The following is a 15050-nucleotide window of genomic DNA, read 5'->3' as shown; positions in this document are numbered from 1 at the left end:
GCTCTCCCGCCATTCGGCCGCCCGGCGGCCCGCGTCATTGAGGTCGCCGCTCACGATGAACGTCGAAAGGTCCGTAGCGTCCCGGAAGATCACCAAGCTTCTTGTCGCCAACAGGTCAGAGATCGCCATCCGGGTCTTCCGGGCGGCGGCGGAGCTCGGCATCCGCACGGTCGCGATCTATGCGGAGGAAGACAAGCTCTCGCTTCACCGGTTCAAGGCCGACGAGGCCTACCGCGTCGGCAAGGGCATGGGGCCGCTCGAAGCCTACCTCTCGATCCCCGAGGTGATCCGTGTCGCGCGCGAGGCCGGGGTCGACGCGATCCACCCCGGCTATGGCTTCCTCTCCGAGAGCCCGGAATTCGCCGACGCCTGCGCCGAGGCCGGCATCCTGTTCATCGGGCCCAGTCCCGAAACGATGCGCAAGCTCGGCAACAAGGTCGCCGCCCGCAATCTGGCGATCAGCGTCGGCGTTCCGGTGATGCCGGCCTCCGAGCCGCTGCCGGACGATCCGGAGGCGATCCGCAAGGCCGTCGAGGAGATCGGCCTGCCGGTGATGCTGAAGGCGTCCTGGGGCGGCGGCGGCCGCGGCATGCGCGTCATCCGCGACATCGCCAAGCTTCCGCAGGAGGTCATCAACGCCAAACGCGAGGCGAAATCCGCCTTCGGCAAGGATGACGTCTATCTCGAGAAGCTCGTCGAGCGCGCCCGCCACGTCGAGGTCCAGGTCCTTGGTGACCGGCACGGCAATGTGGTGCATCTCTTCGAGCGTGACTGTTCGGTCCAGCGTCGCCACCAGAAGGTCGTGGAGCGGGCGCCGGCGCCGTATCTGGAGGAAGAGCGCCGCGTCGCCCTTTGCGAAAGCGCGCTGAAGCTTGCGCGCGCGACCGACTATGTCGGGGCCGGCACCGTCGAATACCTGATGGACGCGGAAACCGGCGACTTCTACTTCATCGAGGTCAACCCGCGCATCCAGGTGGAGCACACCGTGACCGAGATGGTCACGGGCGTCGACATCGTGAAGGCGCAGATCAACGTCATCCAGGGCGCGGCGATCGGTTCGCCGGAGTCCGGCGTGCCGGCGCAGTCTGACATGCGGCTGAACGGCCACGCGCTGCAGTGCCGGATCACCACCGAAAACCCGGAAGACAACTTCATTCCCGACTACGGCCGGATCTCCGCCTATCGCGGCGCCATGGGCTTCGGCGTGCGGGTCGACGGCGGCACGGCCTATTCGGGCGCCGTCATCACCCGCTTCTACGATCCACTGCTCGAGAAGGTCACGACCTGGGCGCCGACGCCTGAAGAGGCGTGCCTGCGCATGAGCCGGGCGCTGCGCGAATACCGCATCCGCGGCGTCGCGACCAATCTGGCCTTCCTGGAGAACGTGGTCGAACATCCGGTGTTCCTGCGCGGCGAGACCACCACCCGCTTCATCGACGACACCAAGGAGCTGTTCGCCTTCGAGAAGCGGCAGGACCGCGCGACGCGGCTGCTGACCTACATCGCCGACGTCAGCGTCAACGGCCATCCGGAGGTGAAGGGCCGAGCGCGCCCGAAGGACGGCGCGCCGCGGCCCGAGGCGCCTGTATTCGGAGACGGCGAGCCTCCAGCGGGCTCGCGCCAGCTGCTGCAGGAGCTTGGACCGAAGAAGTTCGGCGAGTGGATGCGCGCCGAACAGCGCGTTCTGGTCACCGACACGACCATGCGCGACGCGCACCAATCGTTGCTCGCCACCCGCGTACGGACGGTCGACATCGCGGCTGCGGCCGCCTCCTATGCGACCGGCCTGCCGAACCTGCTGAGCCTCGAATGCTGGGGCGGCGCGACTTTCGACGTCGCGATGCGCTTCCTCACCGAGGATCCATGGGAGCGGCTCGCGAAGATCCGCGAGGGCGCCCCGAACCTGCTGCTGCAATGCCTCGTTCGCGGCTCGAACGGCGTGGGCTACGCCAATTACCCGGACAATGTCGTCGCCGCCTTCGTGAAGCAGGCGGCGAAGGAGGGCATGGATCTCTTCCGCGTCTTCGACTGCTTGAACTGGATCGAGAACATGCGCGTCACGATCGACGCGGTGAACGAGACCGGCGCGATCTGCGAGGCGGCGATCTGCTACACCGGCGACGTGCTCGATCCGTCTCGGGCGAAGTACGATCTCAAATATTATGTCGATCTCGCCAAGGAGCTCGAGCGCGCCGGGGCGCACGTCCTGTGCCTCAAGGACATGGCCGGACTGCTGAAGCCGGCCGCCGCGAGCGTGCTGATCCGCGCGCTGCGCGAAGAGGTCGGGCTTCCGCTGCACCTGCACACCCACGACACGTCCGGCATCTCGGGCGCGACCCTGATCGCAGCGATCGACGCCGGCGTCGACGCCGTCGACACGGCGATGGACTCGTTCTCCGGCATGACCTCGCAGCCCTGTCTCGGCTCCATTGTCGCCGCGCTCAAGGGAGGTCCGCGCGACAGCGGCCTCGACATGGACGCGATCCGCAAGATCTCGCTCTACTGGGAAGCGGCCCGCGCGCAATACGCTGCGTTTGAGAGCAACCTGCTCGCGCCTGCGTCGGAAGTGTACCTGCACGAGATGCCTGGCGGGCAGTTCACCAATCTCAAGGAGCAGGCGCGTTCGCTCGGGCTGGAGACGCGCTGGAACGAGGTCGCCACCACCTATCGCGAGGTCAACGACATGTTCGGCGACATCGTGAAGGTGACGCCCACCTCCAAGGTTGTCGGCGACATGGCGCTTGTAATGGTCTCCGCGGGCCTCACCCGCGAGGAGGTCGAGGACCCAAAGGTCGAGGTGTCCTTCCCCGAGAGCGTCGTGCAGCTGATGAAGGGCGAGCTCTCGATGCCTCCCGGCGGCTTCCCGGAGAAGATCCAGAAGAAGGTCCTGAAAGGCGAACCGCCCCTCAGCGAGCGCGCCGGCGCGCTGATGCCGCCGGCCGACTTCGGCGCGATCAGGGCGGAGCTCGAGGAGAAGATCGGCTACGCGCCATCGGACACGGACCTTGCGTCTTACCTGATGTATCCGAAGGTGTTCGTCGACTATGTGGCGGCGGAGAAGAAGTACGGCCCGGTATCGACGCTGCCGACGCCGATCTTCTTCTATGGCCTGCCGGTCGGAGAGGAGATCTCGGTCGAGATCGAGCGCGGCAAGACGCTGGTGATCCGCTGCCTAGGCGTCGGAGAGACCGACGAGGAAGGCCAGGTCAAGGTCTTCTTCGAGCTCAACGGCCAGCCGCGCGTCATCAAGGTGCCGGACCGGCACGCCACCAATGTGCGCGAGGCGCGGCGGAAGGCCGAGGAGGGCAATCCCGGCCATGTGGCGGCCCCGATGCCGGGCGTGATCTCGACCGTGTCGGTCAAGCCCGGGCAGGCGGTCAGCCAGGGCGACGTGATCTGTTCGATCGAGGCGATGAAGATGGAGACCGCGCTCCACGCCGAGCGCGGCGGCGTCGTGAAGGAGATCCTCGTCAGCCCCGGCACCCCGGTGGACGCCAAGGATCTTCTCGTGGTGCTCGGAGAATGATCAGCCGACTCCCGCGGCGCGCGCGGACCGGCTAGTCTCGCGGAATGCAGGACGAGGACGTCACGGGCAGGTCGCCCGAGAGAAGCCCGGGAGTGGGGCCGCTGCGCGAGGCGCTGCGGCGCGCCCGGGTCGAGGCCGCCGAGCGAGGCGACGTGGTGATCGATTTGCGCCAGGCGGAGATTGCACGGCTGGAAGTTCTGCAGGACGCGCTGCGTCCTGTATTCGCCGACGTGCCGGAGCAGATCGACATTTTCGACGTCGGTCTGGTCCCGGGCGAGCGGCCGCGCCTGTTCGTCGACATGGTCGCGTTCATCGAAATGGGGCGTGATCGCAAGCTCTACCGCTTCCTGCGCGATGGGCGGCATGGCCGCGCCGTCGTGGCGGAGAGCGAGCACGTCCAGCCCATCGTGGACGCGGTGACGGCCTATGTGGCGCGGCGTCTCGTGGAGCGCGAGCAACTGCTCGCCGATGAGGAGCGGTTCGGCCAGACGCACGGCGCGTCGACGTCCGCGCCGCCGACGGAGCCGGAGGCGCCTGAGCCCGTTCGGGCCGAGATCCCGCCCAGGGCGCCAGCGAGGCCTTCGGCCGGCGCCCGCTGGCTCCGGCTGGTGGCGATCCTGTTCGCCTTCTGCCTCGGCGGAGGACTTGGGGCCGCGGTCGTCGTGGGCCTGATGGTGGCCGCCGCGAAGGGACTGCTTCCGGGCGTCGGCTGACGCTTCAGGGCAGGTGGTAGCGGTCCGTCTCGCCGATCGTCCCGTCCGGCAGAAGGCCGCGCGTGACGACCTCGCAGCTCCACGCCGACGGCTCGCCTGTGACGCAGTAGAGGTTGTAGGCGGCGAGCGGTTCGTGGCTGAGCGGACCCGCCGAACAGGACGGCACGCCGATCACCGGAATCGGCTTTTCGGGGCCGCGCACCTCGGCCCGCGCCGGCTCGTGATTGTGGCCGTGAAGCACGATCTCCGCGCCCTCCCGCTCGAGCACCTCGCGCAGCAGATGAGCGTCTCTCAGCCGGCGGAGCCAGGGCGTGCCGTCTTCTGCGGTGGGATGATGCACCAGCACCATCCGAAAGAAGCCCTCCTGCTTCAGGCCGCGCAGCATCGGGCCGAGCGCGTCGAGCTGGATCGCTCCGACCTCGCCGGTCGCCGCGAGCGGCGCGGTCGCGACCGCCGAGGACAGGCCGATCAAGGCCACCGGTCCATGCCGTCGGATGAACGGAAAGCCGACGCGGCCGTCGTCGCTCGACATGTGAGCGCCCCAGACGCGCGCCGGAGCGCTCTTCACGGTCCGGACATAGGCGTCGTGGTTGCCCGGGATTGCGGCCACCCGCTCGGGCGGTCCCAGCTTGCCCAGGAAGGCGGCAGCGGGCAGGAACTCGGCTTGCAGCCCGAGATTGGTCAGATCGCCAGTCACCGCCACCGCGTCCGGCGTCTCGTCGATCACGTCCGCCACGATCTGCTCGAGCACGGCCATGTCGTGCCAGCGGCGGCGGCGGCGGAAATAGTTGATCGCGCCGAGGCCGCGCTTCGACATCATCTCGAGCAGCGTGAAGTTCGGCAGAGGCCCGAGATGCGGGTCCGACAGATGGGCTATGACCGTCACGAGGGCCGCCGGGTGAGAGCTCTGGGAAAAGCCGCGCCGGCTCGCAGTCCTGTGGCCGGCGCGCCGTCATGTGATGCCGTCAGGCGCGTATCCGCCTCAGTCCTTCGCGAATGTCGCGAGCGCCGCCACCGCGGCCCCGCTCGGGGTGCGCAGCGCGCTCAGCCAGAAATGAGCCGCCGAGGCTGCGCCCCGACGGAACGAGAAAAGCCAGAACATAATGATCCTCATCGATGCGAAGCCCCGCCCCCGATGGGCGTGCGGCTCCGCTGAGCTTGAGATGGCGACGCGCGGGCTCGTGCGCCAGCAGGCGGCACGGGTCAGCGTGCGCGGCGGGTCTATATCACGTCGCGGGAGGCCGTGGGAGGGGGACGCCTTGAGCTCGATCAGAAGCCGGATGGTTCGCGCCGCCGCCGCCCGATGGGGGCGCGTCCGCCGGGCGGTCACGCTCGGCGTCAGGGTGCTGGCGGTCGATCGCGAGCGCGCGCTGCTGGTCCGTCATGGCTATGTCGAGGGCTGGCACCTGCCGGGCGGCGCGGTCGAACCCGGCGAGACGGCGGAGGAGGCCGCCGCACGCGAACTGCTGGAGGAAACCGGCGTCGCGGCCGAGCAGCCCCTGCGGCTGATCGGGCTCTACTTCAATCCGGCTTTCGGCGGCCGCGATCATGTCGCGCTCTTCCGGGCGGAGCGTTTCGAGATCGGCCCGGCGCCCGCGGCGAACCGTGAGATCGTCGAAAGCGGGTGGTTCCCGGCCGCCGAGCTTCCCGAGGGAGCGACGCCCGCCACCCGCCGCCGGATCGCTGAGTTCCTGGGGCGCCGGGCTGCGGACGGCCGCTGGTGACGCGCGACGTCGAGGAGCGCTGGCGCCGCGCTCCGGGCTGTGCTAAGCGCGCGCCGTCATGGTCATGATCCGCCACACGCCTTCGCGACGACGCGCGGCGCGCCGCTTCCCGGCACCGATCCAGCGCGGCTGACCCACGCACAGGCGGCGGGCGGCCTCTCTCGACCCCTTCGCCCGAGCCCGCCATGACCTCCCTTCCGCTTGCCATCCTCCACGAGCACCCCGACGACCGGGCGGCCATCGACCGTCTGCAGGAGCGCGCCTTCGGGCCGGGACGCTACGCGCGGTCGGCCTATCGGCTGCGTGAGGGCGTCGAGCCGCTGGCGAAGCTGTCCTTCGTGGCCCGGGTCGGCACCTTCCTGGTCGGCTCCAACCGGATGACGCCGATCCGGATCGGCAGGACGCCGGCGCTGCTGCTCGGGCCGCTGGTCGTCGACCCGGCCTTCCGTGGCCGCGGCATCGGTCAGGCGCTGATCAGCGCATCGATCGCGGCTGCGGCGGACGCCGGCCACCGTCTCGTGCTGCTGGTCGGCGACGAGCCCTATTACGCGCGGCTCGGCTTCCGGCGCGTGCCGGACGGCCAGGTGGTGATGCCGGGACCGGTCGATCCCGATCGGGTGCTATGGCGCGCCCTGGTGGCGGATGCGGATGGCGACGCGCGGGGCCTCGTCTGGAAGACGTTCTGAGGCTCAGCGCCCCGTCAGCAGGCCACGGCTTCGACCGCCTCCAGGATCACGCCGATGCAGACGAGAAACAGGCCGATCGGGATGATCAGCAATCCGATGAGGTATTTGAGGGTTGCGACGCCGAACGCGACGACCTTCCAGCCGAAGTTTTTCGTGGCTTTGCCCTGGCCGCAGCCGTCGTCCTTCTTCTCCGCGTCAAGCGCCGGAACAGCCGGGGCCGACACGCTGACGGCATAGCCGGCCGCGCCGCTCACGCGCGTCCCGCCCGTAAGACAGAGCAGGCACAGCAGCGCGCGGATCAGCAGAGCGCCGTGAGCTTTCATGGCCGAAGTCCTTCCAGTTGCGCGGGTCATCGCGCAGGAACGCCGTGACCGCAAGCCGGGTAAGCAGCTGAAGAGCTCCTCACGAGCGCGCGACTCCGCCGTGGTCGGGGGAGGACGGAGCGCTATCTGTTCCGATCGCACCTCGGAAGGAGCAGTCGATGACGCGTTTCCGCACGCTCGCCTTTGCGGTCGCCCTGACGGGCGGCGCCACGAGCGCCGCACTCGCCGACGAGCCCGGGCCGGACTGGATGTCGGCCGAGCAGGTCAAGGAGAAGGTCCTGAAGTCAGGCTACACCGGCGTCGCGGAGATCAAGGCCGACAAGGACCACTGGCGCGGGGAGGGCGTGAAGAACGGCCAGAAGATGGAGTTCTTCGTCGACCCCAAGACGGGCGCTCTGGTGATCGAAAAGCCCGTGGTGGAGTGAAGCGTCACCGCAGTCCTGCGCCGACCCCAGCGGCGCGCAACGCGTCCAGCACGCCGTTGAGCGTGATCTGGACGCCGACGCACAGCAGGATGAAGGCGGCGAGCCGGGCGATGATCCGGATGCGCGCCTCGCCGAGCAGCCGGGTGATCCAGTCCGCCGAGGAATAGGCGAGCCAGACCACCACCGCGATGGCGATCGCGGCGAGCGAGACTCCGACCGCAAAGCCGAGAAACGCCGCTGGCTCGGAGGGTCTGTTGGCGCCCAATGCGATCGCCACAGAGATCGTCCCGGGGCCTGTGGTGAGCGGCAGGGTCAGCGGAAAGAACGCGACGTCGTCGGCGCCCATGGCGTGCCCCGCCTGGGCCTGCTTGTGCTCGTCGTGGTTTTCGGGCGCGATCAGGAGCCGCCAGCCGCTGACCGCGACCACGAGGCCGCCCGCGATGCGCAGAGCGGGGATCGTGATGCCGAAGAACGCCAGCACGTAGGCGCCGAGCCACAGCGAGAACAGCATCACGAGCGCCGAGTAGGTCCCGACGCGCCGGGCGAGCAGGATGCGTTCGCTATGGCTGCGGTCGCCCGTGACCTGCGCGAAGATCAGCGCGCCGCCCATCGGGTTGACGATCGAGAACAGCGCGGAGCCCGCGAGCAGGAAGCTCTGAAGCAGTTCGACCTGCCAGCTCACAGAGAACGCCTCTGCGCAGCCGAGCCGAGGCGCGCGTTCATCGGCCCTCCCGCGCCCAGGCGGCGGCGAAGGAGCCGAGCAGCAGCAGAAGGCCCAGCAGGCCGGCGAAGATCGGCAGGATGCCGAGGCCCCGCACCACGCTTGCGTCAGCCTGGCGGACGCCGATCCAGTCGGCGCCAGAGGCGCGCGCGCCTGCGCTCACGGGGACGACGCGCGGAATCTCCAATCCGCCCGCAGCGTCGGGCTGAATCCGGCGAACCGAACCGCCTGAGGCGGAGGCGGCCGCCTGCAACCGCTTGTCCGTGCTGGCGACCTCGGTGAACTCGCGCGGATTAGGGGGCCCGACATTGACCAGCGTCGTGAAGGTGCCGTCGGTCGCGCGGTGCAGGCCGAGTTCCGGCGTCTCAAGCGTGCCGCGCCAGAGGCCGGGCTCCGCTTCTGCGAGCGCGACGCGCCGCCGGTCGCCGCTTGGCAGCGTCACCTCGACCGGGCTGACCTCGGCCTTCAGCGTCTGCCGCTCGAAGGTGACGGTCTTGCCGACAGCCTTGGCGCGCAGCGCCTCCTCCTCCAGATCGGGCTCCTTCATCAGCCAGTGCGACAGCCGGCGCAGCAGATCGACATGCGGACCCCCGCCGTCGAACCCGCGCGCCCACAGCCACGCGTGGTCTGACAGCAGCACCGCGACGCGCCCCTTGTCCTCGCGCGCCAGGACGAGGAGCGGTCGCTCCTCAGGACCGTCGAGCACGGCCTCGCCCTCCCGCAGCCGGGAGTCCACCATTCGGAACCATGGCGCCCAACTCGGCGGGTCGGTCTCTGATCCCGTGAGCCCCCGGGTGACGGGATGCTTGCGGCCGATTTCGGAGAGCGTCGGCTTGAATTCCCGCTCGATGACGCCGCCCATCGGCTCCGCCGGCAGCACCTGCGAAAGCGGCGTCTCGTAGAGCGAGCCCGGGTCGGCATAGTCGGGCCCGCCCGCGACCAGCACGGCGCCGCCGTTCCGGACATAGCGGGCGATGTTGTCGAAATAGACGATCGGCAGGATGCCCTGCCGGGCGTAGCGATCGAAGATGATGAGGTCGAACTCGTCGATCTTCTGCGCGAACAGCTCCCGCGTCGGGAAGGCGATCAGCGACAGCTCGTTGATCGGCGTGCCGTCCTGCTTCTCCGGGGGGCGCAGAATGGTGAAGTGCACGAGGTCGACGCTGGCGTCTGCTTTCAACAGGTTGCGCCACGTGCGCTCGCCCGCGTGCGGCTCGCCTGAGACCAGCAGCACGCGAAGCTTTTCCCGCACGCCGTCGATCGGCAAGACGGCGCGGTTGTTGACCGTGGTGATCTCCCGGCCGGCGTCCTCGGCCTCGACCTCGATGAAGTTGACGCCGGGATGAACGATCGGCACCTCGATCGTGGTGACCGCCCCGGGCGTGGCGTTCAGCCGTTCGATCTCCTCGCCGTCGCGGCGGATGATCACCGGCGTCGGGCCGCCGAGGCCGGGCCCGACCTCTTCGATCCTAAAGCCGATCTTCTGCGTCTGTCCGACGATGCCGAAGCGCGGCGCGAGCGTCAGCGCAACGCGCCGATCGCGCTCGTCCGGATGCCCGGTGATCAGGGCATGCACGGGCGCGCTGAAGCCAAGCGACTTCGCGTCCGGCGGAGCGTCGTGGACGACCCCGTCGGTCAGGAACAGCGCGCCGGCGATCCGCTCCGGCGGCACATCGGCGATGCCGTCCCGAAGGGCCGCGAACAGCTCGGTGCCGTCGCTCGACGTCGCGTCCTGTCCGGCTTCGATCCAGCGTATTTCGGTGTTCGGCAGGCCGGCGAGGCGCTGCGCGAGCTGCTCGCGCGCAGCGTCGGTCTGGTCTTTGCGGCCGTCTAGGCTCTGGCTACCGGAGCGGTCGACCACCACCGGCAGCACATTCGTCAGCGTCTCCCGGTCCTCCCGGGTGAAGGACGGGTTCGCCAGCGCAAGCAATAGGCAGGCGACCGCGCCGGCGCGCAGCCATGCGCCGCGCGTGCGGCCGAGCAGGCAAAGCAGGGCGACCACCGCGCCGGCGATCGCAAGCGCGATCAGACCGGGGAGCGGGATCAGAGGCGAGAAGGCGACGTCGAGGTTCATGCGCTATGGCTTGGTCGCGCCGCGGGGCATCAGGGGCTCGCTCACTGGCCTAGCCTTTCCAGCAGAGCCGGCACGTGCACCTGGTCGGCCTTGTAGTTCCCTGTCAGCGTGTACATCACGATGTTGACGCCGACCCGGTAGGCCATCTCGCGCTGACGTTCGTCGCTCGAGGTCGGAAAAAGCGGCTCGCCATTGGCGCCGACCGCCCAGGCGCCGGCGAAGTCGGCTCCGGTGATCAGAATCGGCGAAACGCCGTCGCCAGCGCGCGCCGGGCGCTCTTCGCCCTCTTCGACCGGCGGCAGCGCCTCCACCCAGAGCGGGCTGCCGGAATAGCGGCCAGGAAAATCGTTCAGCAGATAGAAGGCCTTGGTCAGCACGTGGTCCGGCGGCGCCTTCTCCAGCGCGGGCACATCCAGACCCCCGAGCAGGCGCTTCAGCGTTTCGTTCTGCACGCCGGGCCCGCTTGTGAGCGCGTCCCGGGTGTCGAACAGGATCGTGCCGCCCTGCTTCATGTAAGCGTCGATCCGCGCCAGCGCCTCGGGGGAGGGCGTGGGCGCTCCCTGCACCACCGGCCAATAGAGCAGCGGAAAAAATGACAGCTCGTCCTTGGCGGGATCGACGGCCATCGGCGCGCCGGGCTCCAAGGCGGTGCGCTGACCCAAGGTCTGCGTAAGCCCTTCCAGGCCGGCTTTGCTGATGCGGTCGACCTCGAAGTCGCCGGTCGCCACATAAGCGAGCCGGGTGGAGAGCGTCGCCTCGAGCGCGAACCGCTCGTCGATCGGATCACGGCCGGCCGGCTCGGCGCGCACAACGCCGGGGGCGGCGAGCAGCGAAACGCCGACGGCCGCGAGGAGGATCGCCGCCGCCCTTGGACGGCGCGTCAGCAGCGCGGCGCCGCCGCCCAGCAGAAACACGACCAGGCTGTCGACGATCGCCGCGAGCGCCGCGAGCGTCAGCAGCCACGGCGCGATAGGCGTAGGCTCCTCGGTCGCGATCTGCGCCACGGACGCCTCAAGGCCCGCGAGATCGAGCCGCGCAAGCGATGCGTCCGCCGGCAGCGCGTTGATCGCCACGCCGGCGTCGACGGGGCCGTAAAAGCCGGGCGGATTGTCGGGCGTTGCGGCCGGACGGCCTTCGGCAGGCGCGGGACGCGCGGTCGCCGGCGGGCTGCGGAAGGCGCCGTAGCCGTCGAGCGTCCGCGTCGGCGGCAACGCCGGCCGGCGGGCCGCGGCGGGCGTCGTGGCGGCGGCGTCCGGCGCGGCGGCGGGACTGGAGCCCGCGAGATCGACGATCCGCCGCAGCATGTCGACGAACGCGCCCGAGAGCGGCAGGTTCGACCACCGCGTGTCGGACGTGACGTGGAACAGAACGCTCAGGCCCTTGCCCTCGCGAGCGCCGGTCACGAGCGGCGTGCCGTCGCCGAGCGTCGCCCACACCCGTTCCGGCAGGTCCGCGTCCGGCTCCGCCAAGACTTGGCGGCTGACCGTGACGTCGTTCGGCACGACCAGCGGCGCGAACGGCCCGTTCGGCGAGAAGCTCGCCAGCGGCTGCGGCGTCTCCCAGGCGAGGGCGCCGCCGAGCACGCGGCCGCCCTGCCGCAGCCGGACCGGCGAAAGATCGTCATCCGGCGCGCCGGCGAGCCGCGGCCCCGCGAAGCGGATCAGCACGCCGCCATTGCGCAGCCAGCCCGCAAGCGCCTCATGAGCTTCCTGCGTGAGCGCGCCGACATCGGCCAGAATGATCACGGGCAGCTTCTCCGAAACGAACCTCTCGACCGCCTGGCTCGCGCCCTGGCCGCTCGCCTCGCGCACGTCCGCAAACGGCTTCAGGGCTCGTGAGACGTAGTAGGTCGGCGACAGGAGAGGTTGGGCGACATCTGCGCTCGCGCCGGTGACGAGGCCGACCGTCCGCCGCTTCGACCTCTGGTCGAGAAGCTGCACTGCGCCGGCCGAGCGGGCGCCGACGATCTCCAGCCGCGCGACGTCATTGCGAAGCTCGACGGGCAGATCGAAGGTCGCCGTCGCGTCCCGCGCGCCGACCGCGAACGCTCCCTCCGCATCCGCGAGCGGCCGGCCGCGGAGGTCCGTCGCCCGGACGCGGAACGGCTCCTGGCCTGCCGCCTCGGCCCGCAGCGCCTTCACGGTCAGCGCCGCGGGCGCGTTCTCCGCCGCCACGATCGCGCGGGCCGAGTGCGCGGCGTCCACGCGGACCGAAAGGCGGCCGCCGCCGAGCTCCCTCTTCAGGCCCTCCGCGAAGGCGCGCGCCTCGCCTCCCGCAAGGCCGTCGGAGATCCACAGCGCTTCCGTCGTGGGATTGCCGGCGAGCAGCTTGCGGATCGGAGCCAGCAGCGGCGTCCGCTCCGGCATGAGCGGCTCCGGGGCGAGCACGCGCAGACGCTCTCTGGCTTCGCCCGCCGTGGTCAACGCGATGTCGCGGGGAGGTTCGGCGGTGGCGACCAGGGCCACCGGTCGACCGATATCGCCCGCCGCCGAGATAGCAGCGTCGGCCGCAGCCGTCCGCGCGCCCCAGTCCGGCGCCGAAGCCCAGCCATTGTCGATGACGACCAGCAGCGGACCGCTTTCGTTCGAGGCCGACGCAGCCGGGTTCCAGATCGGGCGCGCCAGCGCGACGATGATGAGCGCGGCGATCGCGAGGCGCAGCAGCAGGAGCCACCACGGCGTGCGCACCGGCGTCTCGCGTTTGGCGGTGACGTCGAGCAGCAGGCGCAGCGGCGGAAAATCGACCCGCCGCGGCCGCGGCGGCACGATGCGCAGCAGCAGCCACAAAGCCGGAAGCGTGAGCAGCGCCGCGAGCAGCCAGGGACTGAGGAATGCGAGCGGCAGCGCGCTCATTGCGGCGCCTCCCCGAGCTGCGCGTGCAGCGCGAGCAGCGCCTCTGTCGCCGGGCGGTCGGTCCGATGGACGATAAAGCTCCAGCCGTGCCGTCGCGCGATGTCGGCGACGGCCGCGCGATGGCGCGTGAGCCGCTCCTCATAGCCCGCGCGCCACTCCTCGGCCCGGCCGGCGATGAGGCTGATGCCGCCGTCCGGATCGACGAACTCAGTGCGGCCGGCGAACGGAAAGGTCTCTTCCGCGGGATCGGCGATCATCACGAGGTGGCCGCGGCCGCCGCGCCCGGCGAGAGCGGCCACCGCCGAGGCGATCTCATCCTCCGGCGCCAGCAGGTCGCCGATCACGACCGCCTCGGCGAGCCGCGCGATCGGGCTTGCGGCCGGCGGCAGGTGGCCGGCGTCGTCGGGCGCATAGGCGAGCGCCTGAGCAAGGCGTTCGATCGCGAGCCGGCTCGCGGTCGGCCGGCTGAGGCCAAGCAGGCCGACGCGTTCTCCGCCCCTGACGAGGAGATCGGCGAGCGCGAGGCCGAGCACCACGGCGCGTTCGATCTTCGGAAGCGGCGCCAGGCTCGACCGGAACGCCATGGAGCGGGACCGGTCGATCCAGATCCAGACGGTGTGGGCCGCCTCCCACTCCTGCTCCCGGACGTAGAGATGTTCGTCCCGCGCCGAGCGGCGCCAGTCGATCCGGCCCGGCGCGTCGCCGGCCGTGAAGCGGCGGAACTGCCAGAAATTCTCCCCGACTCCCGAGCGCCGTCGGCCATGCAACCCGTGCACCACGGTCGCCGAAGCGCGCCGCGCCGAGACCAGCAGCCGGGGCAGGCTTCCGGCGAGGTCGAGCGCGGCTTCCTCGTGTCGCGAGACGATCCGGACGGCCGAGGGGTCGACGAGCTCGGCGCGAACCGCCATCAGGGTCAGCCGAGCCGCTCGACGAGCTTCGCGATCACGGCCGTGAGCGTCTCGCCCGAGCTGCGTGCGGAGAATGTCAGCGCCATGCGGTGCTTCAGCACCGCCGTCGCGAGCGCCGCGACGTCGTCGATCGAGGGCGCGAACCGGCCGTCGAGCAGGGCGCGCGCGCGCACGGCGAGCATCAGGGCCTGGCTGGCCCGCGGACCGGGGCCCCAGGCGATCTTGTCCGCAAACGCCTTGTCGGCGGTCTCAGGGCGCGCCGACCGCACCAGGTCCAAGATCGCCTCGACCACCGACTCGCCGACCGGCAGGCGGCGAACCAGCCGCTGGGCGCTCATCAGGTCGTCGGCGCTGAGCGCCTGCCGCGGCCGGACTTCCTCGGCGCCGGTGGTGGCGAGCAGGATGCGCCGCTCGGCCTCACGATCCGGATAGTCGACGTCGATCTGAAGCAGGAACCGGTCGAGCTGGGCTTCGGGCAGGGGGTAGGTGCCCTCCTGCTCGAGCGGGTTCTGGGTGGCCAGGACGTGGAACGGGCGCGGCAGGTCGTGCCGGGCCCCGGCGACGGTGACATGGTACTCCTGCATGGCCTGCAGCAGCGCCGACTGCGTGCGCGGGCTGGCGCGGTTGATCTCGTCGGCCATCAGGAGCTGAGCGAACACCGGCCCCTGGATGAAGCGGAAGGAGCGGCGGCCATGCGCGTCCTCCTCGAGCACCTCCGATCCCAGAATGTCCGACGGCATCAGATCCGGCGTGAACTGTACGCGCCGCGCGTCGAGGCCGAGCACGGTGCCCATGGCTTCAACCAGCTTGGTCTTGGCGAGGCCGGGCACGCCCACGAGCAAGGCGTGCCCTCCGCACAGCACGGTGAGCAGCGCCTGGTCGACGACCTTGTCCTGGCCGAAGATGACCTCGCCGATGGCGGCGCGCGCGGCCGCGACATGGCCGCCGATCGCTTCGGCGCCCCGGACGATGGCGGCGTCCAGGTCAGTCGCGGGCTCGGTCATCCGAACTCTCCTCGATTCCGCTGTCGCGGACTTTTCGCCATCCGACGACCGTATGCGCGACATTGCAACCGCCGATCTTGCGGCGCAGCGAACC

12 protein-coding genes are annotated in these 15050 nt (G+C 70.3%); 5 read left to right on the top strand and 7 right to left on the bottom strand.

The window, feature by feature from the left end; genetic code table 11:
* Positions 1-55 precede the first annotated feature (55 nt).
* Both pyc and VM780_RS03590 read left to right on the top strand, forming a co-directional pair.
* Entirely contained in the window at positions 56-3526 is a 3471-nt protein-coding gene (gene pyc, locus VM780_RS03595; RefSeq protein ID WP_325445212.1) for a pyruvate carboxylase, read from the top strand.
* A 44-nt stretch (positions 3527-3570) separates the two neighbouring features.
* Positions 3571-4239 (top strand): hypothetical protein, encoded by a 669-nt coding sequence (locus VM780_RS03590; protein ID WP_325445210.1) that lies wholly within the window; start codon positions 3571-3573, stop codon positions 4237-4239.
* A 4-nt stretch (positions 4240-4243) separates the two neighbouring features.
* On the opposite strand, the gene VM780_RS03585 is transcribed toward VM780_RS03590, so the two are convergent.
* A complete protein-coding gene (locus tag VM780_RS03585) occupies positions 4244-5125 on the bottom strand; it encodes a metallophosphoesterase (RefSeq protein WP_325445208.1) in 882 nt (293 codons plus the stop codon).
* A gap of 373 nt (positions 5126-5498) precedes the next feature.
* Between VM780_RS03585 and VM780_RS03580 the strand changes: the two genes are divergently transcribed.
* Both VM780_RS03580 and VM780_RS03575 read left to right on the top strand, forming a co-directional pair.
* Complete coding sequence (locus VM780_RS03580; protein ID WP_325445206.1) at positions 5499-5963, top strand: NUDIX domain-containing protein; 465 nt, start codon at positions 5499-5501, stop codon at positions 5961-5963.
* A gap of 185 nt (positions 5964-6148) precedes the next feature.
* Entirely contained in the window at positions 6149-6649 is a 501-nt protein-coding gene (locus VM780_RS03575; protein WP_325445204.1) for an N-acetyltransferase, read from the top strand.
* A 14-nt stretch (positions 6650-6663) separates the two neighbouring features.
* Here VM780_RS03575 and VM780_RS03570 read toward each other — a convergent pair whose 3' ends face one another.
* The gene (locus VM780_RS03570; RefSeq protein WP_325445202.1) at positions 6664-6972 is read right to left on the bottom strand and encodes a hypothetical protein; all 309 of its coding nucleotides are present in this window, start codon (positions 6970-6972) and stop codon (positions 6664-6666) included.
* Between the two features lie 158 nt (positions 6973-7130).
* Between VM780_RS03570 and VM780_RS03565 the strand changes: the two genes are divergently transcribed.
* Complete coding sequence (locus VM780_RS03565; protein WP_325445200.1) at positions 7131-7397, top strand: PepSY domain-containing protein; 267 nt, start codon at positions 7131-7133, stop codon at positions 7395-7397.
* A gap of 4 nt (positions 7398-7401) precedes the next feature.
* Here the strand turns inward: VM780_RS03565 and VM780_RS03560 are convergent, their stop codons facing one another.
* Genes VM780_RS03560 through VM780_RS03540 form a run of 5 tightly spaced genes read right to left on the bottom strand, consistent with a single transcriptional unit; the run spans position 7402 to position 14956 of the window.
* Complete coding sequence (locus VM780_RS03560) at positions 7402-8079, bottom strand: MarC family protein (RefSeq protein ID WP_325445198.1); 678 nt, start codon at positions 8077-8079, stop codon at positions 7402-7404.
* 37 nt (positions 8080-8116) lie between these two features.
* Entirely contained in the window at positions 8117-10192 is a 2076-nt protein-coding gene (locus VM780_RS03555) for a hypothetical protein (protein WP_325445196.1), read from the bottom strand.
* A gap of 41 nt (positions 10193-10233) precedes the next feature.
* Positions 10234-13044, bottom strand: coding sequence for a DUF4159 domain-containing protein (locus VM780_RS03550; protein ID WP_325445194.1), 2811 nt, complete (start codon positions 13042-13044; stop codon positions 10234-10236).
* Complete coding sequence (locus VM780_RS03545) at positions 13041-13952, bottom strand: DUF58 domain-containing protein (RefSeq protein ID WP_325445192.1); 912 nt, start codon at positions 13950-13952, stop codon at positions 13041-13043. Before VM780_RS03545 ends, VM780_RS03550 begins: the two co-directional genes overlap by 4 nt.
* 5 nt (positions 13953-13957) lie before the next feature.
* Positions 13958-14956: a MoxR family ATPase gene (locus VM780_RS03540; RefSeq protein ID WP_325445190.1), complete on the bottom strand. Its 999-nt coding sequence runs from the start codon at positions 14954-14956 to the stop codon at positions 13958-13960.
* Between the last annotated feature and the right edge of the window lie 94 nt (positions 14957-15050).

Origin of the sequence: Hansschlegelia sp. (genome assembly GCF_035538955.1) — a bacterium.
In the GTDB taxonomy this organism is placed as follows: domain Bacteria; phylum Pseudomonadota; class Alphaproteobacteria; order Rhizobiales; family Methylopilaceae; genus Methylopila.
The sequence above is the reverse complement of the archived record's forward strand: the minus strand, read 5'-3'. Positions and strand labels throughout refer to the sequence as shown.

What these genes read in the sequence shown, in the direction of transcription:
- pyc (WP_325445212.1), top strand. Translation starts at nt 56, where the DNA reads ATGAACGTCGAAAGGTCCGTAGCGTCCCGGAAGATCACCAAGCTTCTT.
- VM780_RS03590 (WP_325445210.1), top strand. Translation starts at nt 3,571, where the DNA reads ATGCAGGACGAGGACGTCACGGGCAGGTCGCCCGAGAGAAGCCCGGGA.
- VM780_RS03575 (WP_325445204.1), top strand. Translation starts at nt 6,149, where the DNA reads ATGACCTCCCTTCCGCTTGCCATCCTCCACGAGCACCCCGACGACCGG.
- VM780_RS03570 (WP_325445202.1), bottom strand. Translation starts at nt 6,972, where the DNA reads ATGAAAGCTCACGGCGCTCTGCTGATCCGCGCGCTGCTGTGCCTGCTC.
- VM780_RS03565 (WP_325445200.1), top strand. Translation starts at nt 7,131, where the DNA reads ATGACGCGTTTCCGCACGCTCGCCTTTGCGGTCGCCCTGACGGGCGGC.
- VM780_RS03555 (WP_325445196.1), bottom strand. Translation starts at nt 10,192, where the DNA reads ATGAACCTCGACGTCGCCTTCTCGCCTCTGATCCCGCTCCCCGGTCTG.
- VM780_RS03550 (WP_325445194.1), bottom strand. Translation starts at nt 13,044, where the DNA reads ATGAGCGCGCTGCCGCTCGCATTCCTCAGTCCCTGGCTGCTCGCGGCG.
- VM780_RS03545 (WP_325445192.1), bottom strand. Translation starts at nt 13,952, where the DNA reads ATGGCGGTTCGCGCCGAGCTCGTCGACCCCTCGGCCGTCCGGATCGTC.
- VM780_RS03540 (WP_325445190.1), bottom strand. Translation starts at nt 14,956, where the DNA reads ATGACCGAGCCCGCGACTGACCTGGACGCCGCCATCGTCCGGGGCGCC.